General features: G+C 35.4%; 27 protein-coding genes and 1 pseudogene. 10 read left to right on the forward strand and 18 right to left on the reverse strand.

All coding sequences use genetic code 11. The features are described 5' to 3' along the window. Positions 1-19: 19 nt before the first annotated feature. On the reverse strand, positions 20-358 hold the full coding sequence (locus PN450_RS15295) for a XisI protein (protein ID WP_271836830.1): 339 nt from the start codon (positions 356-358) through the stop codon (positions 20-22). Next, positions 346-765: pseudogene (locus tag PN450_RS15300) on the reverse strand (XisH family protein). The gene PN450_RS15295 and the pseudogene PN450_RS15300 overlap by 13 nt, the downstream one beginning before the upstream one ends. Positions 766-1,088: 323 nt before the next feature. Between PN450_RS15300 and PN450_RS15305 the strand changes: the two are divergent. The 8 genes from PN450_RS15305 to hypB all read left to right on the forward strand — a co-directional run bounded on the left by PN450_RS15305 (position 1,089) and on the right by hypB (position 8,844). Then, entirely contained in the window at positions 1,089-2,249 is a 1,161-nt protein-coding gene (locus tag PN450_RS15305) for an NHL repeat-containing protein (protein ID WP_168695681.1), read from the forward strand. Between the two features lie 39 nt (positions 2,250-2,288). Continuing rightward, positions 2,289-4,640 (forward strand): carbamoyltransferase HypF, encoded by a 2,352-nt coding sequence (gene hypF / locus PN450_RS15310; protein ID WP_271836831.1) that lies wholly within the window; start codon positions 2,289-2,291, stop codon positions 4,638-4,640. Positions 4,641-4,698: 58 nt separating this feature from the next. Further along, positions 4,699-4,947: a HypC/HybG/HupF family hydrogenase formation chaperone gene (locus tag PN450_RS15315; protein ID WP_148761956.1), complete on the forward strand. Its 249-nt coding sequence runs from the start codon at positions 4,699-4,701 to the stop codon at positions 4,945-4,947. A 58-nt stretch (positions 4,948-5,005) separates the two neighbouring features. Further along, positions 5,006-6,157, forward strand: a complete 1,152-nt coding sequence (gene hypD, locus PN450_RS15320; protein WP_271836832.1) for a hydrogenase formation protein HypD — start codon at positions 5,006-5,008, stop codon at positions 6,155-6,157. Between the two features lie 24 nt (positions 6,158-6,181). Next, complete coding sequence (locus PN450_RS15325; RefSeq protein ID WP_015079398.1) at positions 6,182-6,397, forward strand: tautomerase family protein; 216 nt, start codon at positions 6,182-6,184, stop codon at positions 6,395-6,397. 69 nt (positions 6,398-6,466) lie between these two features. Continuing rightward, entirely contained in the window at positions 6,467-7,561 is a 1,095-nt protein-coding gene (hypE, locus tag PN450_RS15330; protein ID WP_271836833.1) for a hydrogenase expression/formation protein HypE, read from the forward strand. A gap of 156 nt (positions 7,562-7,717) precedes the next feature. Next, a complete protein-coding gene (gene hypA / locus PN450_RS15335; protein ID WP_168697416.1) occupies positions 7,718-8,059 on the forward strand; it encodes a hydrogenase maturation nickel metallochaperone HypA in 342 nt (113 codons plus the stop codon). Then, entirely contained in the window at positions 8,050-8,844 is a 795-nt protein-coding gene (hypB, locus tag PN450_RS15340; protein WP_271836834.1) for a hydrogenase nickel incorporation protein HypB, read from the forward strand. Before hypA ends, hypB begins: the two co-directional genes overlap by 10 nt. A gap of 70 nt (positions 8,845-8,914) precedes the next feature. Here hypB and PN450_RS15345 read toward each other — a convergent pair whose 3' ends face one another. Both PN450_RS15345 and PN450_RS15350 read right to left on the reverse strand, forming a co-directional pair. Next, a complete protein-coding gene (locus tag PN450_RS15345) occupies positions 8,915-9,151 on the reverse strand; it encodes a type II toxin-antitoxin system Phd/YefM family antitoxin (RefSeq protein WP_271836835.1) in 237 nt (78 codons plus the stop codon). A gap of 182 nt (positions 9,152-9,333) precedes the next feature. Next, positions 9,334-9,822 carry a hypothetical protein gene (locus PN450_RS15350; protein WP_271836836.1) on the reverse strand — a complete coding sequence of 163 codons (489 nt, stop codon included), beginning with the start codon at positions 9,820-9,822 and terminating at the stop codon, positions 9,334-9,336. A 320-nt stretch (positions 9,823-10,142) separates the two neighbouring features. Here PN450_RS15350 and PN450_RS15355 point away from each other — a divergent pair, with 320 nt between their 5' ends. Next, a complete protein-coding gene (locus tag PN450_RS15355; RefSeq protein WP_271836837.1) occupies positions 10,143-10,601 on the forward strand; it encodes an RNA polymerase sigma factor in 459 nt (152 codons plus the stop codon). 78 nt (positions 10,602-10,679) lie between these two features. Here the strand turns inward: PN450_RS15355 and PN450_RS15360 are convergent, their stop codons facing one another. The 7 genes from PN450_RS15360 to PN450_RS15390 all read right to left on the reverse strand — a co-directional run bounded on the left by PN450_RS15360 (position 10,680) and on the right by PN450_RS15390 (position 14,292). Further along, complete coding sequence (locus tag PN450_RS15360) at positions 10,680-11,288, reverse strand: class I SAM-dependent methyltransferase (protein ID WP_271836838.1); 609 nt, start codon at positions 11,286-11,288, stop codon at positions 10,680-10,682. A 107-nt stretch (positions 11,289-11,395) separates the two neighbouring features. Continuing rightward, a complete protein-coding gene (locus tag PN450_RS15365; protein ID WP_271836839.1) occupies positions 11,396-11,767 on the reverse strand; it encodes a hypothetical protein in 372 nt (123 codons plus the stop codon). Beyond that, positions 11,760-12,758 carry an LLM class flavin-dependent oxidoreductase gene (locus PN450_RS15370; RefSeq protein ID WP_015079392.1) on the reverse strand — a complete coding sequence of 333 codons (999 nt, stop codon included), beginning with the start codon at positions 12,756-12,758 and terminating at the stop codon, positions 11,760-11,762. The genes PN450_RS15365 and PN450_RS15370 overlap by 8 nt, the downstream gene beginning before the upstream one ends. 18 nt (positions 12,759-12,776) lie before the next feature. Then, positions 12,777-13,112, reverse strand: a complete 336-nt coding sequence (locus tag PN450_RS15375) for a hypothetical protein (RefSeq protein WP_213798614.1) — start codon at positions 13,110-13,112, stop codon at positions 12,777-12,779. Between the two features lie 136 nt (positions 13,113-13,248). Continuing rightward, positions 13,249-13,560 carry a hypothetical protein gene (locus PN450_RS15380; RefSeq protein WP_148766856.1) on the reverse strand — a complete coding sequence of 104 codons (312 nt, stop codon included), beginning with the start codon at positions 13,558-13,560 and terminating at the stop codon, positions 13,249-13,251. Positions 13,561-13,562: 2 nt separating this feature from the next. After that, positions 13,563-13,826, reverse strand: a complete 264-nt coding sequence (locus PN450_RS15385) for a hypothetical protein (RefSeq protein ID WP_271836840.1) — start codon at positions 13,824-13,826, stop codon at positions 13,563-13,565. A 37-nt stretch (positions 13,827-13,863) separates the two neighbouring features. After that, entirely contained in the window at positions 13,864-14,292 is a 429-nt protein-coding gene (locus PN450_RS15390) for a hypothetical protein (RefSeq protein WP_271836841.1), read from the reverse strand. 754 nt (positions 14,293-15,046) lie between these two features. Here PN450_RS15390 and cysK point away from each other — a divergent pair. Further along, complete coding sequence (gene cysK, locus PN450_RS15395; RefSeq protein WP_148761936.1) at positions 15,047-15,988, forward strand: cysteine synthase A; 942 nt, start codon at positions 15,047-15,049, stop codon at positions 15,986-15,988. A 178-nt stretch (positions 15,989-16,166) separates the two neighbouring features. Here cysK and PN450_RS15400 read toward each other — a convergent pair whose 3' ends face one another. The 7 genes from PN450_RS15400 to PN450_RS15430 form a co-directional block, all read right to left on the reverse strand. Beyond that, on the reverse strand, positions 16,167-16,556 hold the full coding sequence (locus PN450_RS15400; RefSeq protein ID WP_168632510.1) for a toxin-antitoxin system TumE family protein: 390 nt from the start codon (positions 16,554-16,556) through the stop codon (positions 16,167-16,169). Beyond that, positions 16,531-16,845 carry a hypothetical protein gene (locus PN450_RS15405; protein WP_168632511.1) on the reverse strand — a complete coding sequence of 105 codons (315 nt, stop codon included), beginning with the start codon at positions 16,843-16,845 and terminating at the stop codon, positions 16,531-16,533. Before PN450_RS15405 ends, PN450_RS15400 begins: the two co-directional genes overlap by 26 nt. Before the next feature lie 83 nt (positions 16,846-16,928). Next, positions 16,929-20,162 carry a type ISP restriction/modification enzyme gene (locus tag PN450_RS15410; RefSeq protein WP_271836842.1) on the reverse strand — a complete coding sequence of 1,078 codons (3,234 nt, stop codon included), beginning with the start codon at positions 20,160-20,162 and terminating at the stop codon, positions 16,929-16,931. A gap of 270 nt (positions 20,163-20,432) precedes the next feature. After that, entirely contained in the window at positions 20,433-20,657 is a 225-nt protein-coding gene (locus PN450_RS15415) for a hypothetical protein (protein ID WP_271836843.1), read from the reverse strand. An 8-nt stretch (positions 20,658-20,665) separates the two neighbouring features. Continuing rightward, on the reverse strand, positions 20,666-20,929 hold the full coding sequence (locus PN450_RS15420) for an asr0689 family protein (RefSeq protein ID WP_213711658.1): 264 nt from the start codon (positions 20,927-20,929) through the stop codon (positions 20,666-20,668). 21 nt (positions 20,930-20,950) lie between these two features. After that, positions 20,951-21,931 carry a hypothetical protein gene (locus PN450_RS15425; protein ID WP_271836844.1) on the reverse strand — a complete coding sequence of 327 codons (981 nt, stop codon included), beginning with the start codon at positions 21,929-21,931 and terminating at the stop codon, positions 20,951-20,953. 545 nt (positions 21,932-22,476) lie between these two features. Beyond that, on the reverse strand, positions 22,477-23,091 hold the full coding sequence (locus tag PN450_RS15430; RefSeq protein ID WP_271836845.1) for a hypothetical protein: 615 nt from the start codon (positions 23,089-23,091) through the stop codon (positions 22,477-22,479). Between the last annotated feature and the right edge of the window lie 341 nt (positions 23,092-23,432).

Consider the following 23,432-nt stretch of genomic DNA (forward strand, 5'->3'; position numbering starts at 1 on the left):
TTCTGATTTTTGATAAAATCTAAAAAACAGCAAACTCCGTATATTTCCGAATCTCAGGCGCTTTAAACCCTAAAATGATATGTGATTTTGGTATTTCCGCAGCAACCAAATCATTAGCAACCCCCTCCTCAGTACCATCATGTTGAATCCAAACCTTATGATCAATTAAATCAAGATGTAATAAAGTTCCATATATCCGATAACCATTTTTCCAACCAGTTTCTACTAATAAATAACGATCATTTTTCTCATCTAACACCAATTCAACTTTAACCTGTTCATCATTGCCAAGAAAATCAGCATATTCTTCAAGAATTTTTTTAATGATTTGACGATATTGATTAGTTAAGGAATCCATTTGACAATTACCTCCTGTTCAGCATCAAAACTAAATAAACGAATTACACCATCTTCAATTAAAGTTTGACCAGCTTCTTCTTCAAAAACTGTTTTACAAGTGCTTTCACTCACAGCCAGAAATAACTTATATTCAGGATAATAACGTGCTAATAAATGATCATACAAAACAAATTGACCAACAGCGTCTTCCAGGTCTTTCATATCCTAATGACGAGTAAAACTTTTCACCTCAACAGCTATTTTTTCTGTTTCTCGTTCTGCTGCTAATAATCTTTCAGCACCTAAATCAACAAATAGATTTTTACCTCTTCCTAAACGAATTCGTAAAGGGTCATGGATAATTTTCCAACCATCTTTGATAAGTGCATTTTTTACAGTATTGTGATAGATGTCTTTAGCTGGCATAGTATTTATTTTATCAACATAATTTAACAAAGTAATCTCAACTCTATCAAGTAATACAATTATATCATAATTCATGCTGAGGCAAGCTTTTCTATAACCAGTATCAAACAATTGTTATTGCTTTAACAGAAACTTTATGAAAAATGCAGGAAATTGATAGAATTATTCCAGGTTTTCCAATAATCTAAGTAGATGAGTTTCACGCAAGGAAACCCAACATTTTCCAAACTTTGTTGGGTTGCGCTATCGCTTAAACCAACCTACAATTTTATTAACTAAACCGTATTGGAGTAAATAGCGTAAATATTAATTCCCTATCTACATTGCAAACCCAAAATATCCCCCATTTACCCCTCTCCCCTCATGGTGCAAAAATAATATTAGGAAACAATATTACACCAGAACAAATAGCAATACCTATTGCACCTACTCCCACAACAATGTTTGGACCCCGTGCAGCTTGTTTATTATCACCAACGGGACCATTATGGGTAGCAGATACAGGACATCATCGTTTATTAGGGTGGCGAAATTTACCCACAAAAGATCATCAACCTGCTGACTGGATAATAGGACAACCTGACTTTTTTCATGAAGGACAAAACGCTAAAAGGACACCAGGAAAATCTACATTTAGTGTCCCTACAGGTATTTGCAAATGTGGTCATGGTTTAGCCGTTGCAGACGCTTGGAATCATCGCATTCTCATCTGGTATAATATCCCTACAGATAGTCATATTCCCGCAGATTTAGTATTAGGACAATCTAACTTTATTGATAATTTACATAACAGAGGAAATCAACAACCTGCGGCAAATACTTTACATTGGCCTTATGGTATTTTCTATCATCAAGGTAAGTTATTTGTAGCTGATACTGGCAATCGTCGCTTATTAATTTGGAATCAATTACCCACAGAAAATGGACAACCTGCGGATATAGTTTTGGGACAACCAGATATGATATCACGCAATGAAAATGGGGGTGGTTCTCCCACTGCTGCTAGTATGCGTTGGTGTCATGATATCACCCTTTGGGAAGATAATTTAGTTGTTACAGATGCAGGTAATAACCGAGTAATGATTTGGGAAGGAATTCCCACAGCAAATAATGCCCCTTGTGCAGTGGTTTTAGGACAAAAAAACTTCAATTTTGTGGAATTGAATCAAGGTGTTTATTTCCCTAGTGCCAGTAGTTTAAGTATGCCTTATGGGGTAGATATTGCGGGGGATTGGTTAATAGTTGCTGATACAGCTAATTCCCGTTTGCTAGGATGGAAAAAACGAGCATCTATTTTATTATTGCAGGGTGCTAATGCTGATGGTGTGATGGGACAAGATAACTTTACAAATAAAAGTGAAAATCGGAATTTTGGACTACCAACAAGAGGAAGTTTAAATTGGTGTTATGGAATTAAGGTTTGTGGTGAGAATGCGGTAGTTGCTGATTCTGGAAATAATCGCGTTTTGATTTGGAAGTTTTAATTATTTCGCGCAAAGATACAAAGGAGCAAAGACGCAAAGATGAGAATAGAAGAAATTCGGGTTTGTGGTATTGTGCAAGGGGTGGGTTTTCGTCCTACTGTGTATCGTTTGGCGAAGGTTTTGGGTTTAAAAGGTGATGTTTGTAATGATGGTGAAGGGGTGTTAATTCGTGTTTCTGGGAGTGAGGAGGAAATAGCGGAGTTTGTCAATCAATTATATCAAGAATGTCCTCCTTTAGCAAGAATTAATGAGGTGATTAGAAGTCCATATTTGGGGGAGTTTAATTTTAATGATTTTGTGATTTCTCGCAGTGTTAATAGTGTGGTGAAAACGGAAATTTCTCCTGACGCTGCAACTTGTCCCCAATGTCAAAGGGAGATTTTTGATCCTTTTAGTCGTTATTTTCGTTATCCTTTTACTAATTGTACTCATTGTGGTCCAAGGTTGAGTATTATTCGGGCTATTCCTTACGATAGAAATAACACTAGCATGGTGAATTTTTCAATGTGTAAGGAATGTGAAAAGGAATATCAAGATGTCGAAAATCGTCGTTTTCATGCCCAACCTGTGGCTTGTTTTGAATGTGGACCGCGTGCATGGTTAGAAAGGGCTGACGGTAAACCTGTGATATCTGATATGTTTTCTATGTTAGATGATGTGGATGCTGTTTGTACTTTATTACAAAAGGGTGAGATTGTTGCTATTAAAGGTTTAGGTGGTTTTCATTTAGCTTGTGATGCCACTTTAGAAAATGCAGTTTTAAAACTCAGAAATCGTAAACAGCGTTATCATAAACCTTTGGCTTTAATGGCAAGGGATATTAATATTATTTCTGAATATTGCTATATTAATGAGTTGGAAAAAGAATTATTAACAAGTCCTGCTGCACCTATTGTTTTATTAAATATTAAAGATCATAGTAAATTAGCATCTGACCTAGCCCCAGGACAAAATACCCTGGGTTTCATGCTACCTTATACGCCGTTACATCATTTAATTCTCAGAAGAATGAAAGTACCCATAGTTTTAACTAGTGGAAATATTTCTGATGAACCACAATGTATAGATAATGAAGATGCAAAAGATAAATTATCAAAAATAGCTGATTATTTTCTTTTACATAATCGAGATATTGTTAATAGAGTAGATGATTCCATAGTTAGAGTTATTGATAATCAAATACAAACCCTTAGACGTGCTAGGGGATATGCACCAGCACCGATTAAATTACCACCTGGATTTGAGAAAATACCGCCAATTTTAGCCATGGGGAGTGAGTTAAAAAATACCTTTTGTTTATTAAGAGAAGATGAGGCGATTTTATCACAACATTTAGGAGATTTAGAAAATGCGGCTGCTTTTAATGCTTATCAAGAAATATTGAATTTATATCTGAATTTATTTGAACATAAACCAGAAATAATTGCTATTGATAAACATCCAGAATATCTATCATCTAAACTTGGTAAAGAACTAGCAACAGGTAACAAAATTAAATTAGCAGAAATTCAACATCATCACGCTCATATAGCCGCTTGTATGGCAGAAAATCAAATTTTTTTAGATACAAAACCAGTATTAGGAATAGCCTTTGATGGTTTGGGATATGGAGAAGACGGTACATTATGGGGAGGAGAATTTTTATTAGCAGACTATCAAAATTTTCAACGTTTAGCCACATTTAAACCTATGCCTATGATAGGAGGAAAACAGGCAATTTATCAACCTTGGAGAAATACATACTCTCAATTAATTAATGCTTTCACCTGGGAAGAACTTAAAGAAAAATATAGTGATTTAGAAATAATCAAATTCTTAGAACATAAAAACCCTAGACTACTCAATCAAATCATAGAAAAAGGTATTAATTCACCCTTAATATCATCAGTAGGAAGATTATTTGATGCAGTTGCAGCCGCCATAGGTATTTGTCGAGAACAATGCAGTTATGAAGGACAAGCAGCCATAGAAATGGAAGCAATAACTGATATCAATATTTTAAACAATGATAAAGAAAGTCTAAATTATTCCTTTAAATTTAAAAAATTAGATAGTATTTATTATATAGATACATCCCCAACATGGCGAGAAATTCTTAATGATATTAAACAGCACATCTCATCATCAATAATAGCTGCGGGATTTCATAAAAGTTTAGCTATTGCTATTGTAACAATGGTTCAACAACTTAGACAAGAACATCAATTTAATCAAGTAACATTAACAGGAGGCGTATTTCAGAACCAAATTCTATTACAACAGGTAAAAATGCGACTAGAAAAATTAGAACTTAATGTATTAACTCATAGTATAGTACCCACAAATGATGGCGGATTATCACTAGGACAAGCCGTAATTGCAGCCGCTAAATACTTAAAAGAAATAACATAAAAACCTCTGTTGTCTCCGCGCCTCTGCGTGAAATAAATATTAAAAAAGGAAAACTAAAATGTGCTTAGGAATACCCGGACAAATCACAGAAATAACCAACCCAGAACATAAACTAGCCATAGTTAATATTGGAGGAGTCAAACGCCAAATAAACATAGCCTGTATAGTTGACGAACAACACCCCCCAGAAACTTGTATAGGAGATTGGGTATTAGTCCACGTCGGTTTTGCCATGAACAGAATCAACGAACAAGAAGCCGCAGAAACATTACAATTATTGCAAGAAATAGCCCAATCTTATCCTTAAAATCTCCTTTATTCCTTTGCGTCTTTGCACCTTTGCGCCTTTGCGCGAAACAAAAATTATGAAATATGTAAACGAATTTCGTAACCCAGAAAAAGCCCTCGCTTTACAACAAGAAATAACCAAACTCAGCCAACAAATAGACAGACATTTAAAAATAATGGAAGTATGTGGAGGACATACCCATGCTATTTTCAAATACGGAATCGAAGAAATATTACCCGATAATATTGAATTAATTCATGGGCCGGGTTGTCCAGTGTGCGTCATGCCTAAAGGGAGAATAGATGATGCGATCGCACTCTGTCAACTACCCAACATCATATTTACCACATTTGGCGACGCAATGCGCGTACCCGGTGCAAAAACCAGCTTATTACAAGCCAAAGCCCAAGGTGCAGATATTCGCATGGTTTATTCACCCTTAGATAGCCTGACAATAGCCAAAGAAAACCCCCATAAAGAAATCATCTTCTTTGGTTTAGGCTTTGAAACCACCGCCCCCAGCACCGCATTTACCATTCTCCAAGCAGCCGCAGAAAATATAACTAATTTTAGTATGTTTTCTAATCATGTATTAGTAATTCCTGCATTACAAGCATTATTAGAAAATCCCGATTTACAACTTGATGGTTTTGTTGGTCCTGGTCATGTAAGTATGGTCATAGGCACAGAACCTTATGAATTTGTTGCCCAAAAATATCATAAACCCATCGTTATTTCTGGCTTTGAACCATTAGACATCTTCCAATCAATTTGGATGTTATTAAAACAAATAGTAGAAAATCGTTGTCAAGTCGAAAATCAATATAATCGCTTAGTAGAACCTAGGGGAAATAAAAACGCCTTAACAGCCATAAATAAAGTATTTGCAGTCCGTGAAAAATTTGCATGGAGAGGTTTAGGAGAAATCCCCAATTCTGGTTTTAAAATCCGCGAAGAATATGCCCAATTTGATGCAGAAGCTAAATTTACAATTCCTAATTTAAAAGTAGCAGATCATAAAGCTTGTCAATGTGGAGAAATTCTGAAAGGAGTTTTAAAACCTTGGCAATGTAAAGTATTTGGAACAGCTTGCACACCGGAAACACCCATAGGAACTTGTATGGTTTCCTCCGAAGGTGCTTGTGCAGCATATTACAAATATGGGCGACTTTCAACTATGGCAAAAAGAGATAAATCAGGTGTATCAACCGAACCTATATCAGTCTAAATTGCACAATTTGAGGAAAATTATATGCCTTTTGTAACTGTCCAAATTGGTAAAGGTCACTCCATAGAAAAAAAGCGAAAATTAGTTAAAGCTGTAACTGACGCTTTAGTTTCTGCTTTAGGAACAAAACCCGAATGGATAACTATTCATATTGATGAATTTGAACGGGAAGATTGGGCAGTTGGTGGCGTTTTACATTACGATAAACATAATGGTAGACATGAAGAAACGGGTAGGTAATTAATTAATAATGACAGGCATCTTGCCTGTCCCACAAGAAAACATTATAATTACAAAACAATTTTAAAAATGACAATCAACTCTCATCAAAATCCCCTTTTCCAAAAAATTGAACAAATCCGTCGTCGTCAAGGAAAGGTAAGAGATACTCATATTAACTTATCCCATGGTAGCGGTGGTAAAGCTATGAGAGATTTAATAGATGATATCTTTGTGAAAAGTTTTGATAATCCCATTCTTTCCCAATTAGAAGACCAAGCCACATTTGATTTAGCCAATCTTTCCCAATATGGAAACAGATTAGCATTTACCACAGATTCCTATGTAGTAGACCCCTTATTTTTTCCTGGTTCAGACATAGGAGAACTAGCAATTAATGGCACAATTAATGATTTAGCTGTGAGTGGTGCAAAACCTTTATATCTTACCTGTAGCGTCATTTTAGAAGAAGGTTTACCAGTAGAAACATTACGGCGTGTAGTTGCCAGTATGCAAAAAGCAGCCCAAAAAGCCGGAGTGCAAATAGTCACAGGAGACACAAAAGTTGTTAATCGTGGTTGTGCTGATAAACTATTTATTAATACTGCCGGAATTGGCATAATTCCCCCAAACATTGACATTTCTCCTTGCAACATTCAACCGGGAGACGTAGTAATTATTAACGGAGAAATAGGAAATCATGGCACAGCAATATTAATTGCCAGAGGAGAATTAGCATTAGAAACAGATATAGAAAGTGACTGTCAACCACTGCATGAATTAGTCGCCGAAATTATTAAAATTTGTCCCCAAATTCACGCCATGCGAGACGCAACCAGAGGAGGTTTAGCCACAGTATTAAATGAATTTGCCCTCACTTCTAACTTAGGAATACGCATTAATGAAAACGCAATTCCTATCAGAGAAGAGGTAAATGGAGTATGTGAAATCTTAGGTTTAGAACCATTATATTTAGCCAACGAAGGAAAATTAGTCATAGTTGCACCTCCAGAAAAAGCCGATTTGATTTTAGCAACAATGAAAAACCACCCCACAGGAAAACAAGCATCTATCATAGGTGAAATTATTCCCACACCACCAGGAATAGTCCTCTTAAAAACCGCCTTTGGTGCAGAAAGAATCATAGATATGCTAGTCGGCGACCAACTCCCCAGAATTTGTTAAAATGTATAAATTGCGTAGGTTGGGTTGACGAAGGAAACCCAACACTTCCAACATTTTTGTGGTTTTGTTGGGTTGCGCTATCGCTTAACCCAACCTACAAATTCACTTCTTTTCTCTGTGTCCTCTGTGCCTCTGTGGTTCGTTTAAAAAAAGTATATGCACGAATTAGGAATCACCCAAAACATCATCGCTATAGTTAGCGAAAACGCCCAGAATAAAAAAGTTCAAAGAGTATTATTAGAAATTGGCAAATTATCAGCTATTATGCCAGATGCAATTAAATTCTGTTTCGATATTTGCGCCCAAGGTACAATAGTTGAAGGGGCAATATTAGAAATATTAGAAATACCCGGCATGGCTAAATGTCGTCAATGTAGGACAATTTTTCCGATAGATAAACCTTTTGGAATTTGTCAATGTGGTAGTGTGCAATTAGATATCATAGCTGGTGAAGAATTAAAAATCAAAGAAATTGAAGTGGAGGAATTATGTGTGTAACTTGCGGCTGTTCTGATGATAATCAAATGACAATTACAAATATGGAAAATGCAGATTATCATACCCATACTTTAGCAGATGGAACTGTAATAACCCATTCTCATCATCATGAAGAAGCACCCCAAATTCATGCTAAAATTCATAATACAACAATATCTTTAGAACAAGAAATTTTAGGTAAAAACAACTTATTAGCTGCCCAAAATCGCGGCTGGTTTAAAGGTCGAAATATTCTGGCTTTGAATTTAATGAGTTCTCCAGGTTCGGGAAAAACGACATTATTAACTCGCACAATTAATGATTTAAAAGATAAATTAACTATTAGCGTGATTGAAGGTGATCAAGAAACTACTAATGATGCGGAAAAGATTAAACAAACAGGTTGTAAAGTTGTGCAAATCAACACGGGTACAGGCTGTCATTTAGACGCTTCCATGATAGAAAAAGGTTTGCAAGAATTGAATCCTCCCCTTAATTCTGTGGTGATGATTGAAAATGTCGGAAATTTGGTTTGTCCGGCTTTGTTTGACTTGGGAGAACAGGCTAAAGTTGTAATTTTATCGGTGACAGAAGGGGAAGATAAACCTATTAAATATCCTCATATTTTCCGCAATAGTGAAATCATGATTTTGACAAAAATTGATTTATTACCTTATATCAATTTTGATGTTCAACGCTGTATTGAATATGCAAAACAGGTAAATCCTAAAATCAAAATTTTCCAAGTTTCTGCTACTACTGGAGAAGGTTTGGAAGATTGGTATAATTGGTTAAGTCAAGAGTAAGTTATATGAAACATCTTTACAATAGTTATAGATGTCTATAAAGAAACAATGGTGCTAGTATCTAAATAAATCAATATCTTTCGTTCTCTCTTTCTTCTAATATCGTGGTACTCATTGCACTTCCTTTTAAAACTATGGATTTTCTACAATGGTTTAAACTAGGAAATACTTTCTTCACCTGTTGGGGAGGAAGAAGACGAGCAATTTCTTTGCCTTCTTTTATCAAAATAAATTGCTCACCTTTAGCGACTTGTTCTAGAAGTTTATATAAATTTTGAGTAGCTTCTTCAATTGTAATCTGAGTCATAAGGTTCTCAATATTTTACAAATTTGTTTTAATTATATAACCGAAGTAGATGTTTTATAGCTATTTAGGGTAACTAGATCCCCGACTTCTTAAAGAAGTCGGGGATCTGAATATATTGGGAAGTGCGATCGCCTACAAAGCAGCTTGGTCAATACAGACAAATCTAAACACTGCAAAAATCACTACCGACTTACACGAAAGTCAGTACCCCGACTTGGAAAGCGCTTGTAAAACTCCTCTCTAGAAATCGGAATCAAATTGCCGCCCCCCACAGTTTTGACAAAATCAAGGCTGTTTATATAATGTCTGTAAGACTTACCATCACGGTGAGGAATCACTAATGCACCGGGTTCTCCAGAGGGTGCGTATGGATCAACTGATCCATTGCATGGAATATCTGCAACGATAGGATTCGCGCTGATAATTCTGTTAAACACTGCGGAACTGACAGCCTGTTGTACTAGAACTTTTTTCCAAAGACTACGAAATCCAGGGCAACCGAGCGCGTAAGATTGCTTTACATCTTCAAAAACTGCGATCGCTGGCTGTCCTTTATACTCAACAATATAATCAGGTACACCATTACCAGCTTGAGCAACTGAGGCTGATAAAATACCAAAAGCAGATACGCCTGCTGCTAAACAAGCATGGAAAACAAATTTTGACTTCATGTTAAATAATTTCATACGCTTGTTACTCAAAAAAAAATTACTGTGAATTGCTAAGGTATTGATTCAGCTTGGAATTTCCTAAGCCTTTACCGATAGTATTTTTACTCACCCAAAAAATCAACGAGTATCCCCGCAGAAAAATGTGCGAACTCCCGCAAGTTAAATTGCGGACTGATATCTCTACGAAACTACACCAAACACCTAACATTGAAAAGCGGAAAAAAGCGGATTGCAAAAAAAATTAAAAACCAGACGGAAAAAAGCGGAAAAATACGGATAAAGTCTGCTAAAATTACTTATGTCGCGTTACATTTATCAATATGCAGGTTCAGCAACTACTACAACTTGTGGATGACGCTCTTTATCTCAACACAGGACAGCATCTCAACGACTTACAACGTGGCGTTATTGAAGGAACACTAAAATATCAAAAATATGCTGATATTGCTGAAGCTTGTGGTTGTAGTGCCGGTCACGCGAAGGATGTAGGTTATGAACTCTTGCAAATGTTATCTAATATTTTCGATGAACCAGTTGATAAAAGTAATCTTAAATCTGTTCTTGAACGACAGGGAAATGTAAATATTTTTTTAGGTGATAAAAGTATTAATCAAAATATAATTGGTTGTGTGAATATTGGTTCTAAACCTCCTAAAAGAAAGTTAGATAAAAAGAGAGTTAAGAAAATCGAAAAATTAAGGCAGTTAGGTTTAAGTGATCAAGAAATTGTAGAAATATTAGAATTACCTCTAGAGGTCGTTCAAGAGATAGAAGTTTAAACTTGGAATATTAAATATGCTAACTATCTAAGATAAGAAAATGGTGCGCTACGCTATCACTAACGCACTCTACGAATATTATTTTTGAAAAACAGTTAATAGTACAAACCCCAATAAATCATAGTGACCTACACAAGTTAAACCAGCATTATTACCCATTTCTTCTCTTTGATTCTTACTATAAAACTTAATTCCTGTAGGAGAATGGGGTGTAATTTGACATGGTGATGAGTTATTAAAGGTAATGTCTACTAAATAAAACTTACCACCGGGAGAAAGTACCCTTGCTACCTCATTTAAAACCTGTTCTGGTTGGGGATAATGCAAGAAACTAATAGTATTAAAAACCGCATCAAATTGTCCCTCAGTAAAGGGGAGATTTTCTGCATTACCTTCCAGATAAATTAATCGGGGACGGTGGCGGTTATTTTGTCTAGCTATCCGCAACATTTGGGGAGACAAATCTAAACCTGTAGCTGTAATTTCTGGAAACTGAGTTGCTAATCTATTTAATAAACGTCCAGTTCCACAACCTAAATCAAGTACATTGGCATTTGGTGATAATTCAACTTTTGTCAGTAATCTTTTGTGGATAGCTTGGTAAATAAAAGAAGGAAATGCCCAATCATAACTATTTGCCCAACGGTCAAATAATTCTTTTTTATTATTGACAAAGTTGCTAACCATGACTGTTATATTATTGTGTTTATTTTATTATAACAAGATAACAAGATAGATCCCCGACTTCTTAAAGAAGTCGGGGATCTTGTCGTAATTAAAATATAATTTAGGACTTATAACCAATCTCGATAAGCGGAAATTTCGGTTACTCCAATTTCAAAAGGTGATCCTTTTCCAAAAGGAGGATAAACGCGAATTTTGGCATTTTTAGTAAATCTTTCCAGTCTATTTCCCAATTGGGGAATATTGCTGACTATGTGCCAATAAGCCACTATATCGGGACAGTCTACAATTAACATCAAAGTAGTCTTATCTGTAGTCATGTACCACTGACAATTAGATAGTAATACTTGGGTAATGCGATCGCACGCATAGAAGAAGCATCTACCTATAGCTTGTTCCAACTCCAAATGGAGAATACCATCCTCTTTTGTCACCTTAGCAGGAGGTAAATCATCGGGAGGAAGTAAAGAAAGTTTAGACATAATTCCGCACCTCTTGATTGTAGCGTTGCAAACTTTCTCGATTTTTTTGTAAAGAAAAAGATGAGGGTTTTAACGCTAGTGTGCTGAGATCTAATTCGTCCTGAAATTTCTTGATTTTGTCACGACAACCGTTAACATCACCGATAATTGAATTCTCAATCAAATAGTCTTCATCAAAACAGATATTTGTCCGATCAAATGCTGGTTGTTGAGGACTTTTCTGCATTACTTGAGTCGAGTTAGCTGTCATTTCTTTGCTGAAATGGCGAATAAAAGGCAATGCTTCATTTACCGCTTCATCATGAGTTTTACCCACAAAAAAGAACCGCGCTAACAGAAACTTATCAGCACCACTGGAATTAAATTCCCGATATTTATTGACTGTCTTCTTGAGTCTTTCTAAAGAAAAAGGTGGACCACCCATGATTCCAAAGGAATTTTTAGCAGCAAATTCAATTGCATCATGATCACCACTAGCAACATATATGGGAATTGGTTTTTGCAATGGTTGGGGATGAATTGTGAGATTTTCGCATTGATAATATTGGCCATTAAATGATACGTTAGTCTCATATAAAAGCTTTTGAATCAATGCCACTGACTCTAACATTCTGGTGCGAGATTCCTGAGTTGTCACCCCAAAATGTTTATTTTGCTGCGGAAAAGGTCCACCTTTAGCTACTCCAAAAGCCAGCCTTCCACTACAAAGATTATCCAAAGTAGCGATATCTTCAGCCACGCGGATTGGCTGATGAAATGGCAATAATACAGCGGCAGTTCCTAGACGAATTTGCGAAGTCACACCTGCCAAATGTGCCAATAACAGCAAAATTGAAGAACTGAGATTGAACTCATTAAAATGATGTTCTGTTACCCAAGCTTCTTCAAAACCTAAAGTTTCAGCCTCTTTTACCAATAAAACTTGCTCAAAAATAGTCCGTCTAGCATCTAGGTGATGATTTTCGTAATTGCAGAAAAGTCCTGTTTTCATTGTTGACCAAATATCAGATTAGGCTGCCATTAATTGCAACTCCAACCATAATCGAGGTTCAGACTGTTTTAACTTCGACATAGGGTCACGTAGCAATCGTTTAGCATTGAAACAAACTACTTGAATTAACCCCATATTTTCGGCTAATTCTCTGAGGATTTCTTTTTTGGCTTCAATATAGGGCATGATGTCTTCTCGACAATAAATTCCTATATATTGAAACCGTTTTGCAGGTCGTCCCCAAAAGCAAGTGATAACTTTCACGTGGCAGCCTTCTAAAAGTTCTCCCACGGAGGGATAATAGTCATTTACGACTCTAATAAATTCTTGGGCTAGGATGTCTTCAGTAATCATTTGACTGATTCTTCTGTAGCTTCCATAACTCTATTTAGTATAACATATAATTGTCATTTAAATCTGACAAAATTAATAATAAAATACCAGATCCCCGACTTCTTAAAGAAGTCGGGGATCTAAATATCTCAAGTTTTTATCGAGAATTACGTTCTGCTACTAAAACATCAGCAATAATATCTGGTAGACTTTTCAAATCGGTATATCCCTCTGAACCAGAAATTGGCGAAATAAAAGTATAGTTAGGGTCACAAACTCCTGTGTCATAAACCTGCATAAACCATTTATCAGGTAATCCCTCTACACCCAATTCTACAATGTACCAACTCTCACCCATTAATCGAGAATTAATCACTGTAAACCAATCTCTATAATCATCAGCAATATTCCAATCTGCCAAAAGAAATTCTAATGATATTTTTCCAGCATCAGTTGAAGTCAATAGCATCATTACTCCTGAGTGACAATTTGATTAGAAACTTCAGGATATAAACCTAATTCCTTTGCTAATTGTTTAGCAACAAAAAATAGAAATTGCGCTCCATCTTGATTACCTTGATGGGCAAACATTGTGGCTACTTGTAACATTGCTTGCACTAAACCAGAGTCAATTAATTCCGGTTGTGCTTCCAAAACTTCTGGTTCTTGACCATTAGGACATTGGAGAAGTTCATCAATTAAATTAAAATACTGTGTTTGGCGTTCGTCTGTCATGATAATTTAGTTTATGGTGAATGATTAACTTGAAAAATTACTGTTCGATGCTTTGTTGCCACATTCTTTCTAAGATGGCAATGTGTTCTTTTAATACAGCAGCACGATAGACAAGATATCTGTCATAAGCGATAATTCCTATACCAGTACAAATCGGTGTTACTAAAAATATCCACTGCAAAATTGTTGCTAATTTATATTTTTTTGCAGCAATTTTTAATTGATGTAGAAAGTTATTGTCAGATAATTTGACCTTGACTAAAGATGGCTGAGTATTGATAATTTTTTGTTGGGGAACTAATTGAGGAGATGCTATATTTATTTTCGGCAATTCACAGGATAAATTCTGTGTTTTAACGAACTCTCTATGTTGTCCCCAAACTATAGCAAATACTACTACCCCTGGAGAAATTAATGCTAAAGTTACCAAACTTACAGTCAGCACATTTAAAAGTTTGACTTTCATATTTATTCTCCATTGCCAGGTATAGATTACCTAGATAGAAATAAAATTTCTATTAGATTGATTTTTGCACCTTTTTGTTATTCAAAATATGCTGATCAAAATCTCCTCAAAAATAAAATTATGTCCTTTCTGTATGGAGTAATACAGATAGTATTTAGATGAATCTTGAGAGATATAGGAGTTAAGAAGTCCCCCCTGATTCGTCAGACTTTCATCTTAGGAACTTCGGGGGGTAGAGGGGAATCTCTGCGTAAATCCTATATCGTTTATATCAGTTGCCTTTCTGGTCCTAGCTTTAAGGGATGCCAATTAATATTATTAAGATAATTACGACAATACTCACAGCCTGTAATCCTCACTGTGCAAGCATTTAAAAAAATATTTGGTGTAGGGGTGCTAGTATTTTTCGAGTGGGGTACTAGCATTTTTGAGGGAAGGGACGGGGGATTTTGTACTCAAACTCAAACTAAGATGGGCTATTGGTTTGAGATATTTTGAAAGGAAGATTCACAAGTACAAACTGTACTCAAATCACAGGATCTCATGACAAGGCTAGACCTAAGATATCTTGAATAACTCAGAAACAAAATTAAGATATTCTAAGGAAGAAATTGTATTCTAATTTTCATTAATTACTAATATTTTTAGCGGACTAGATAGAAGTTATGCTAAAATAGCTATGGCTGATATCAAAACTCAATCAGATAAATACTTAACCAAAATAGATTAATATATAAATTTTAGAGGTTAATAAATGCGAATTGCTAAAGACGTAACAGAACTTATTGGCAAAACTCCATTAATTCAGTTGAATAAAATTCCCCAAGCCGAGGGAGTGGTAGCGAGGATAGTTGTCAAATTAGAAAGCATGAATCCTGCTGCCTCTGTGAAAGACAGAATTGGCGTGAGTATGATTCTTTCCGCTGAAGCTGAAGGTTTAATTTCACCGGACAAAACCATTTTAGTCGAACCCACATCTGGTAACACAGGTATCGCCTTAGCAATGGTAGCAGCCGCCCGTGGCTACAAGTTAATTCTAACCATGCCAGAAACCATGAGCCAAGAAAGACGCGCCATGTTGCGGGCTTATGGTGCCAGTTTGGAATTAACACCTGGTACTCAAGGAATGCGAGGTGCAATTAACAAAGCGGAGGAAATTGTTGCTAATACTCCCAATGCTTTTATGTTACAACAATTTGCTAACCCAGCTAACCCGAAAATTCACCGAGAAACCACCGCAGAAGAAATTTGGGCAGATACAGACGGAGAAGTTGATATCTTAATTTCTGGGGTCGGAACTGGTGGCACAATTACTGGTATTGCTGAAGTAATTAAACAACGCAAACCAAGTTTTCAAGTTATTGCAGTTGAACCTAGTAATAGTCCGATTCTATCAGGTGGTAAAGCAGGTTCTCACAAAATTCAAGGTATTGGTGCGGGATTTATTCCTGATGTTTTGCGTCAAGATCTAATTGATGAAATAATTCAAGTTGAGGACGCAGCAGCAATGGACTATGGACGGAGATTAGCCAGAGAAGAAGGGTTATTATCAGGAATATCTTCTGGTGCGGCTTTAGCTGCTGCCATTGAAGTAGGTAAACGTCCAGAAAATGCTGGTAAATTAATAGTAATGATTCAACCTTCCTTTGGTGAACGCTATTTAAGTACCGCTATGTTTCAAGATTTAATGAGTTAAACATTTCGTAGGTTGGGTTGACGCAAGGAAACCCAACAAAATCCTTAATAATTTTTGTCTGATAGCGTAGCGTGGCGTAGCCATATCAGGATTTACAGGATTTAAGGATTTATAGGATGTTTATTTATTTGATAAAATAACTTATAATTCTCTATTTTTTGATATTAAATTATATTAATCATTTTGTATTATTTAAGTATTCGCTAATAATTTCTAAAATTACTTGTTCAATATCTGGGATTTTAGATTGGATAATTTTACCTTTGATATGTTTATGATCTGTATAACCCAGGTCAGGCTTATGCTTTGCGTTGTCATAACGAAATATTAAGTTATTTTCATGGTCTTGATAATGGAATGAATAGGAAAGCTTTTCAATAGATTCTTGTAGGTCAATATATTCTTTAAAAAATAGACGTGAACCTTGCAAAAATTCTAAATTACCTTGGATAAAACCTACATAATTGGATCTGGAATCAACAGAAAAGCTAAATGATAAAATCCATCCTTCATTCACATATTTTTGAATAACAGTAACAATATTAGCTTGGTAATTGTTGAGTAACATATTCAATTGCTTCTAACTTTTGTAGAGAATTAGTTAATTTTTGTTTAATTTTTATCTCTCCAGCCCAACTTACATATTCTTCGTCACCACCTGTAAGGTCTTCTGCTGTCCAATTGGCGAAAAAAAACTCTGATGAAACTTGATATTTTGCTTCAAATTCCATTAGTAATTTATTGGTTTTTTCTATTGAACGTTTTAAGTTTTTAATCTCGGAATCAATGGCTGACTGAACCAGGTTTTGTACGATTTCAACGTCAGGAGAATCGGATTTAATTTGTAGCTGTAACATAAGTTTTACCTCAAATAGAAGGACTATAGTAATTTTACTGCTTGGGTTTTTACAAGACAATACATATTAATTATAACATTTTTTTACTCTATGGGAAAACCTGGAATAATTCTATCAATTTCTTGCATTAATCGTAAAGTGTCTGTTAAAGCAATGACAATTTTTTGATAATGGTTAATTTCCTCAACAGATAATTTTCTATTAGCATTTTTTCGGTCTTTTAACCATTTATCTAATACTTGATATCCTCCTATTTTAAATTCCCAAATATGTGGAGGAATATCGGTAAAATAACTCTGTTTATTGATATAAACTCTTTGCAATTCGGAATTATAGGTAACTTCAGTAACTTGATTATCTCCTATTGCTTGGTATGTTGTGATTAAGGTATTGAGTTTATCAGATTTCATTAAATGTAAATTAACTAATTCTTCTCCTTTGATAGCTAATTCATGAAAGAGTTTTTGATTACTGGTTAAAGGAAGACGCGGAAAATCTATTTTCAGAAATTCAGCGTATCTAGTGCGGTATGTAGGACTGTGAAATATAGCATAAGCATAGTAAAAGATTTGTTCTGGTGTGGGTATTTTACCAAGTTTTTCTTTGATAGTTTCTAGGAATTTTGGTGCTAGGTTGGGAGTTTTTTCCAGAAAAAGATTGGTTTGATCATTTTCTGTATTTGGGTATGTGTAGAGAGGAAAAACATAAGTCCTTTCTCTACTTGCTGACGAAATAGAACAGATTTCAGGAACTGAGTTAGTAACAAAAATATGTCTCCACCCCATAATAGAAAGCTGACGATTACATAATAAACTCAGATTATCTTGTATTAGATGCTGTTTCAATGGTGGACGCGGAAAATCCATTGCTACTGTACTTAAATAACAGAAACGCTTATCAAAAGGACGATACAAACAAGAAATTAAATCATTTTCCCAGTTGAGATTTTTTCTAACTTGTTTTCGTGCTTCAGCTAAATTCCAATCTCTACTATCATGAATACTATATAATTCTTGCAAATAATCATTAGATAAATTTTCAGACATTAAATCACGTATTCTTTTTTTAATTATATCTCTATCAAAATCTATTGCAAAGTTATCTCTATGAGTAGTAAAACCACTGGAATTAATTATAAATATATCGCTAATTAAGCATCCTTGATTATATTCCGTTGCTAAATCAAAATCTTTCGGTGCAAAAAAGTAATTAGGTTCTGTTGGTTGTAACTCTATCCAATTAACATTATCTAAACTTGCAGATTCTAAAAACTTATATTTATCCTCACGACTTCCCCACAGATCATAATATAACACCTTAGCCATTTCCTTAATTCCATCTCTGGATTTATAAGCGGTAGAAAAATAATCAGGTTCGCTTTTTTCGCGCACAGCAATTAAAATCGCTACACCTTGTTGAATATCAAAAACATTTTGATCAACATTTCCCTCTGGAGTGGTTTCTTTTAATAAAGAATTACCATGTAAATCCATGATATATAAAGTATCAAAATACCTTAATAGTTCTTCCCTCATACCTCGATGAATTAAACCATTGAGATAGGAATGATTAGTAATAAAACCAATGATACCATAACCTTTAGGTATTTTTTGAATTTGATATTGAGCAAAACGAATAAATTTAATATAATCATCATCTAAAGGTTGAATATTCTTTTCTTTTTCTAATCTGACTCTACCTTTATATAATTCTAAAAGTTCGCCAATGTGGGTTAATTCCGTAATGGTTTTACCCGCTTTTCCTGTTTTGTAAATCCGATTCCAAGCTGAACCAGTATATTCAACATCTGCTAAATATCTTTCATCTTGATTTAAAACTCTTTTGCGTTTACTAGCATTTTGAGAACTGACAGAATAAGGAGGATTTCCTAATACCACCATGACCGGAATTTCTGTTTTTACTTTTCCTGCTTGACTGGATTCTTCCGCAATAATTTGAGTAATACCAGGAATTAAATCACCTTCCTTTATTCCTGCTTCTAACGCATTGGTTAAATAAACTTTTAATCTTTCTTCTGGTACAAATTTATAACCTAAATCTCCTAATAATAAACCTAATTTTAAATGCGCTATAGTATAGGGAGTCATTAATAATTCAAATCCAAATAGACGGTTTAAAAGTCTTGCACCTCTTAAAAAATTATTCCATTGACGGATATCAAACTTAGCAACATTATCACGAATTTGTTTAATAACTGCATATAAAAATGTTCCTGTTCCAGTTGCGGGGTCAAGAATTGTGACTTTGCGATTTCCTAAACCATATTCTAAATCAAAGACTTGATCTAAAATATCATCAACAGCACGAACAATAAAATTAACTACAGGTTCAGGAGTATAATAAACTCCTCTACTTTTCCTTAATGAAGATTCATAAGCAGCTAAAAATGTTTCATAAAAGTGAATAACTGGGTCTTCTGTGCGGGTTTCCTGACCAAAGTTTTCTAAAATATTGGTCATGTCTATTGTGTTAAATAAGTCTATTAAATTTTCAATTGATTTGTGAATTTTACTAACGCTATCAGTTCCTAAAACCAAATCAAATAAACCTTTTAAAAAAGGGATTCTATCAGTAATATAAATACTTGCGGTTGTGCGATTAAATGCAAATTGTCCAGGGTTTTGTGCATGACCAATTTTCGCAGTAAATAACCCATAAGCAATAGTTTGGGAGTACATATCTGCAAATTTATCATTATCTATATCTAAAAGTAGTAATTTTTTGAATGTTGATTTTAATTGACTTAATTCTTCTGTAGTTGTTTCTATTTCTAAAGATGATTGAATAGCGTTTCTAATGGTTTTAGTATAAGCTGCCATTTCTTTAGCCAAATCATAATAGTTATTAATATCTCTGGCTTTTTGATTCAGAAATGACTGGAGTAATTCTGTAATAGGTCGTAAATCATTAACCAGAATAATTTCACCTTGTTCTAAATTAGCTAATTTAGCAGTTTTTTCACATTCTCCGTCTACATACCAATGAAATTCTAGATAATTAGTTAAAATTAAGTTGTAACCAATATTGGATTCCAAATAACGTTTGATTTGTGCAGTTTTTTGGATTTTACCTAAATCAATATGAATATCTTTAGCTTCTATATATCCCAAAATTCGATCATTTTTTCTGATAGTTAAATCAGGGATTCCCGCTTGGTTGCCTTTTTCTTCAATTCTGGCATTAATACCAATCATTAAACCCTCAATTAGATGTTTTAGGCTAGGGTAATGACTGCGTTCTCCACCACGTTTAATATTTTCTTGTAAGTCTTGGATATAGTTATTGAAATCAGACATAATCCCTGGAAATTATTTATTAATCTTCTTTTCATAATAGCATATAATCGTAATATATTTGTAGGTTGGGTTAAGCGACAGCGAAACCCAACAAATTCCTGAAAATGTTGTAACCTACTTGTTTATCGGAAAACCCAAATGTGAATTTATGTTATGATTATGTTGGGTTTCCTGGGGTCAACCCAACCTACTTGTTTATCGGAAAACCCGAGTGTGAATTTACATTATGATTATGTTGGGTTTCCTGGGGTCAACCCAACCTACTTTAAATCATTTCATTCTAAAATCTTGCAACAAAAAAGGCATAATTGCACCTGTCGTCAAACTAGCCACACTAATAGGAATACAAAGGGGAATTGATGCTTGTGCTAATAATACTAATATAACCGTACCAATACCTCCAGCAATAATAATTTGACGCAGAAAATACATAGGGTCACGGAATAGTTTACCCTTAAAAAATAACTGAATAGAAAACCAAGTTAATGCTAACATATATGCTCCTAATGATTGGCTAATAAATTCAGGATAAATAACCCTAAAATTACCGCAGGAATTACCCCTGCTGGTGCAAATAAACTACCAATTATGGCTGCAAATTGGTATCCGATATCTTTACCCGCAAGGATAATTCCGCCAATTGCACCACCAATCATTGATAAAATCACAGCAATGATTAACCAAGTAAATCCTGTAGTGAGATTTAATTCTGTATTTAAACTATGCAGAAATTTGAGAAATACTGGATCATTTACTAATTCAAACATAGATATTCTCCTATTTAGGGTTTAATTTAATGAAAATGCTTGAATTTCCGCAGTTAAATCTTGGAGGGCTTTGGCTACTATTTCCGCTTGTTCTAATTGCTGATGTTCTGTAAATATTCGCCAAGCTTCTTGATAGTATTCTTCTGCCTTTAAGAGATTTTGGGGATTCCCTAATTCTGGTTTTTCGGGGTCGTCAGGTAAGTTGAAGAGAAGGTTAGCTTTGTTAGAAATTGTATTCGCATATTCTAACGGTGTATCTTGCAAATTACGCACTTTTAAAGCTTCATTGTAAGCTAAAATAGCCCGTAAATTATTTTCGATAGGATGAGAACTTACTAAATATTGTAAAGCATTTCCTAAATTATTTTGCAACATTGCATACTCTCTAGGATGGTCAATTAAGTTAATATGCTTGAGGGCAATTTCAAAAGACTGAACCGCTAAACCTTGACGCAAAGATTCCTGTGCCGATGACATGGGCATGGAAAGATAAGCGATCGCTATGTTATTATGTAAAATCGCATATTCCTGGGGGTAATCTTCCCAAGTAAACACCCGCAAAGCCTCATGATAAGCATGAATACTCTCAGTTATCTGGGCTAAATTATAGGGAACTAAAGATTGGAAAACTAACCCCAAATTCATCTGCACTGCGGCTACTTCCTCCGCCGTTGCCAATTGTTGTAAAATCGGCAAAGCTTCCTGATAATCTGCCCGTGCTTGTTGCAAAAATTGAGAACCCCCGTCAGGAATCATCTGTAATGACCCTGCCATGCCCACCTTAGCCCGTGCTTTCAGTAAAACATAGTCATCCCCACACATTTGATAAGCGCGGTCAAATAGCCCAATTGCATTATGTAAATCTTGGGCTGTTTTCGGCTTTTTTTGAAAACCTTGTGCTATTTCTATCAGCATTTGAATTTTTTCGGCTGTTGTTGCTGACTCTGAAGATATGGACGCAATAGCAGCTTTCACAAATGAATCTGTAATACTAGAAGTCATAAATTTGCCTGGGGAATGGAGTTATGATCACCCATATATTAGGGTTATTAACTAAGCCGATTTACGCAGTTTTCGAGTTGATACAAATTCCCCAATTTCTTACAGTCGTATGCACTTAAATAAAACAAATCATGCCTCCCTCCTCGCTTGCGGGGAGGGGTTGGGGGTGGGGTTATTTCGTTCTAGACACAACCCCCCATCCAATATAAAACAATTGGATTATAAAAATCTAGAGTGAATTTACCAATAAAAGGAGTTGCCTTTCTATCCTCAAATTCGTGATTTATCTAGCAGTTATCAAAATTGACATGAAATTAAAACCAGAATAAAAAACCCACTCATTAAGAGGATGTTTGAAAAGTTTTGAATGTATAGACTGACCCCTCTCCAAACCTCTCCCCTGCAAGGGGAGAGGCTTTAAAACCCCCATTCCCTTGCAGGGAAGGGGGGCAGGGGGGTTAGGTTTTTGGAAATTATGGGTTTCATCTGATACTTTTCAAACAACCTCTAAGTGGGTTCTGACTATTTATCAACAATAAAACAATTTAAGCGTTTTCAATCCCGATCTTTTTTTGAGCAAATTTGCGTTTAGCCCACATACCCGCACCAAAAAGCGCCGTACTACCCACCACAGGAAGAGCGTCGGTTTCCCAAGGCACAGCAGCCACATTTCCCAGAGTGACATTCCCAACCCCGGTAATGCTAGAAGCGTAAGCACCGAAATCATCGTTCCAGAATCCCGTATTCACGAAATAATACTGAGTACCTGCCGTCAGGTTACCCCCCTCAAAGCCAGAACCGTCAAAGCCAGAACCGTTTGAATAGTCATGATTACCGATAATGACATTAGTTAGGGGACTAGCTGCACTAAAGCTATTCTGATAGAGAAAGGTGAAGTTATCGTAAGTGGCCGTACTAAGAAGAGAGTAAGCCCCAGTAGTATCCACAAAGAAATTTTGCACTTGATAGGGGACGTCAGCACCTGATAATGCAGCAGGGGGATTGGTTCCATTCTGATTTGGGCGATTCCACGTAGGAGCGCCTGTTGTATCTCCCGTAAAATTAATCGCTTGGGCAGGAGCAGCCACCATGAAAGATAAAGAAGCAAATCCAGTCAGAGCAAGGGTTTTAGCGATTATGGGGGGGGTAAAAACTTTCATGTTGATTTTTTAGGTAAAAATTCAGATGGAACAGGGAACGGGCAAATGGAAAAACTCATGTTTAAAAACATGAGATTGAAATAATGTGCCGAAAAAATCCCAGTATATGCCGCTAATAGAGAACAGATAAAACTCTAAAAGTAACATGACTATATCATACATTATTACCTCAGTAAAAAACCATCAAAATATTTTTTACTGAGAGGGTGTTTGAAAAGTTATGGTTGATGTATCAAATATTTTTTACCCCACCCTAACCCTCCCCTTGTAAAGGGGAGGGAACTGGATTTTTATTGTTTCCCCCCTTTACAAGGGGAAAGGGGGGTAGCAATGTGATGAAA

Origin of the sequence: Dolichospermum lemmermannii CS-548, from assembly GCF_028330815.1 — a bacterium.
In the GTDB taxonomy this organism is placed as follows: domain Bacteria; phylum Cyanobacteriota; class Cyanobacteriia; order Cyanobacteriales; family Nostocaceae; genus Dolichospermum; species Dolichospermum lemmermannii.

What these genes read in the sequence shown, in the direction of transcription:
- PN450_RS15295 (WP_271836830.1), bottom strand. Translation starts at nt 358, where the DNA reads ATGGATTCCTTAACTAATCAATATCGTCAAATCATTAAAAAAATTCTT.
- hypF (WP_271836831.1), top strand. Translation starts at nt 2,289, where the DNA reads ATGAGAATAGAAGAAATTCGGGTTTGTGGTATTGTGCAAGGGGTGGGT.
- PN450_RS15315 (WP_148761956.1), top strand. Translation starts at nt 4,699, where the DNA reads ATGTGCTTAGGAATACCCGGACAAATCACAGAAATAACCAACCCAGAA.
- hypD (WP_271836832.1), top strand. Translation starts at nt 5,006, where the DNA reads ATGAAATATGTAAACGAATTTCGTAACCCAGAAAAAGCCCTCGCTTTA.
- PN450_RS15325 (WP_015079398.1), top strand. Translation starts at nt 6,182, where the DNA reads ATGCCTTTTGTAACTGTCCAAATTGGTAAAGGTCACTCCATAGAAAAA.
- hypE (WP_271836833.1), top strand. Translation starts at nt 6,467, where the DNA reads ATGACAATCAACTCTCATCAAAATCCCCTTTTCCAAAAAATTGAACAA.
- hypA (WP_168697416.1), top strand. Translation starts at nt 7,718, where the DNA reads ATGCACGAATTAGGAATCACCCAAAACATCATCGCTATAGTTAGCGAA.
- hypB (WP_271836834.1), top strand. Translation starts at nt 8,050, where the DNA reads ATGTGTGTAACTTGCGGCTGTTCTGATGATAATCAAATGACAATTACA.
- PN450_RS15345 (WP_271836835.1), bottom strand. Translation starts at nt 9,151, where the DNA reads ATGACTCAGATTACAATTGAAGAAGCTACTCAAAATTTATATAAACTT.
- PN450_RS15350 (WP_271836836.1), bottom strand. Translation starts at nt 9,822, where the DNA reads ATGAAGTCAAAATTTGTTTTCCATGCTTGTTTAGCAGCAGGCGTATCT.
- PN450_RS15355 (WP_271836837.1), top strand. Translation starts at nt 10,143, where the DNA reads ATGCAGGTTCAGCAACTACTACAACTTGTGGATGACGCTCTTTATCTC.
- PN450_RS15360 (WP_271836838.1), bottom strand. Translation starts at nt 11,288, where the DNA reads ATGGTTAGCAACTTTGTCAATAATAAAAAAGAATTATTTGACCGTTGG.
- PN450_RS15365 (WP_271836839.1), bottom strand. Translation starts at nt 11,767, where the DNA reads ATGTCTAAACTTTCTTTACTTCCTCCCGATGATTTACCTCCTGCTAAG.
- PN450_RS15370 (WP_015079392.1), bottom strand. Translation starts at nt 12,758, where the DNA reads ATGAAAACAGGACTTTTCTGCAATTACGAAAATCATCACCTAGATGCT.
- PN450_RS15375 (WP_213798614.1), bottom strand. Translation starts at nt 13,112, where the DNA reads ATGATTACTGAAGACATCCTAGCCCAAGAATTTATTAGAGTCGTAAAT.
- PN450_RS15380 (WP_148766856.1), bottom strand. Translation starts at nt 13,560, where the DNA reads ATGCTATTGACTTCAACTGATGCTGGAAAAATATCATTAGAATTTCTT.
- PN450_RS15385 (WP_271836840.1), bottom strand. Translation starts at nt 13,826, where the DNA reads ATGACAGACGAACGCCAAACACAGTATTTTAATTTAATTGATGAACTT.
- PN450_RS15390 (WP_271836841.1), bottom strand. Translation starts at nt 14,292, where the DNA reads ATGAAAGTCAAACTTTTAAATGTGCTGACTGTAAGTTTGGTAACTTTA.
- cysK (WP_148761936.1), top strand. Translation starts at nt 15,047, where the DNA reads ATGCGAATTGCTAAAGACGTAACAGAACTTATTGGCAAAACTCCATTA.
- PN450_RS15400 (WP_168632510.1), bottom strand. Translation starts at nt 16,556, where the DNA reads ATGTTACTCAACAATTACCAAGCTAATATTGTTACTGTTATTCAAAAA.
- PN450_RS15405 (WP_168632511.1), bottom strand. Translation starts at nt 16,845, where the DNA reads ATGTTACAGCTACAAATTAAATCCGATTCTCCTGACGTTGAAATCGTA.
- PN450_RS15410 (WP_271836842.1), bottom strand. Translation starts at nt 20,162, where the DNA reads ATGTCTGATTTCAATAACTATATCCAAGACTTACAAGAAAATATTAAA.
- PN450_RS15415 (WP_271836843.1), bottom strand. Translation starts at nt 20,657, where the DNA reads ATGTTAGCATTAACTTGGTTTTCTATTCAGTTATTTTTTAAGGGTAAA.
- PN450_RS15420 (WP_213711658.1), bottom strand. Translation starts at nt 20,929, where the DNA reads ATGTTTGAATTAGTAAATGATCCAGTATTTCTCAAATTTCTGCATAGT.
- PN450_RS15425 (WP_271836844.1), bottom strand. Translation starts at nt 21,931, where the DNA reads ATGACTTCTAGTATTACAGATTCATTTGTGAAAGCTGCTATTGCGTCC.
- PN450_RS15430 (WP_271836845.1), bottom strand. Translation starts at nt 23,091, where the DNA reads ATGAAAGTTTTTACCCCCCCCATAATCGCTAAAACCCTTGCTCTGACT.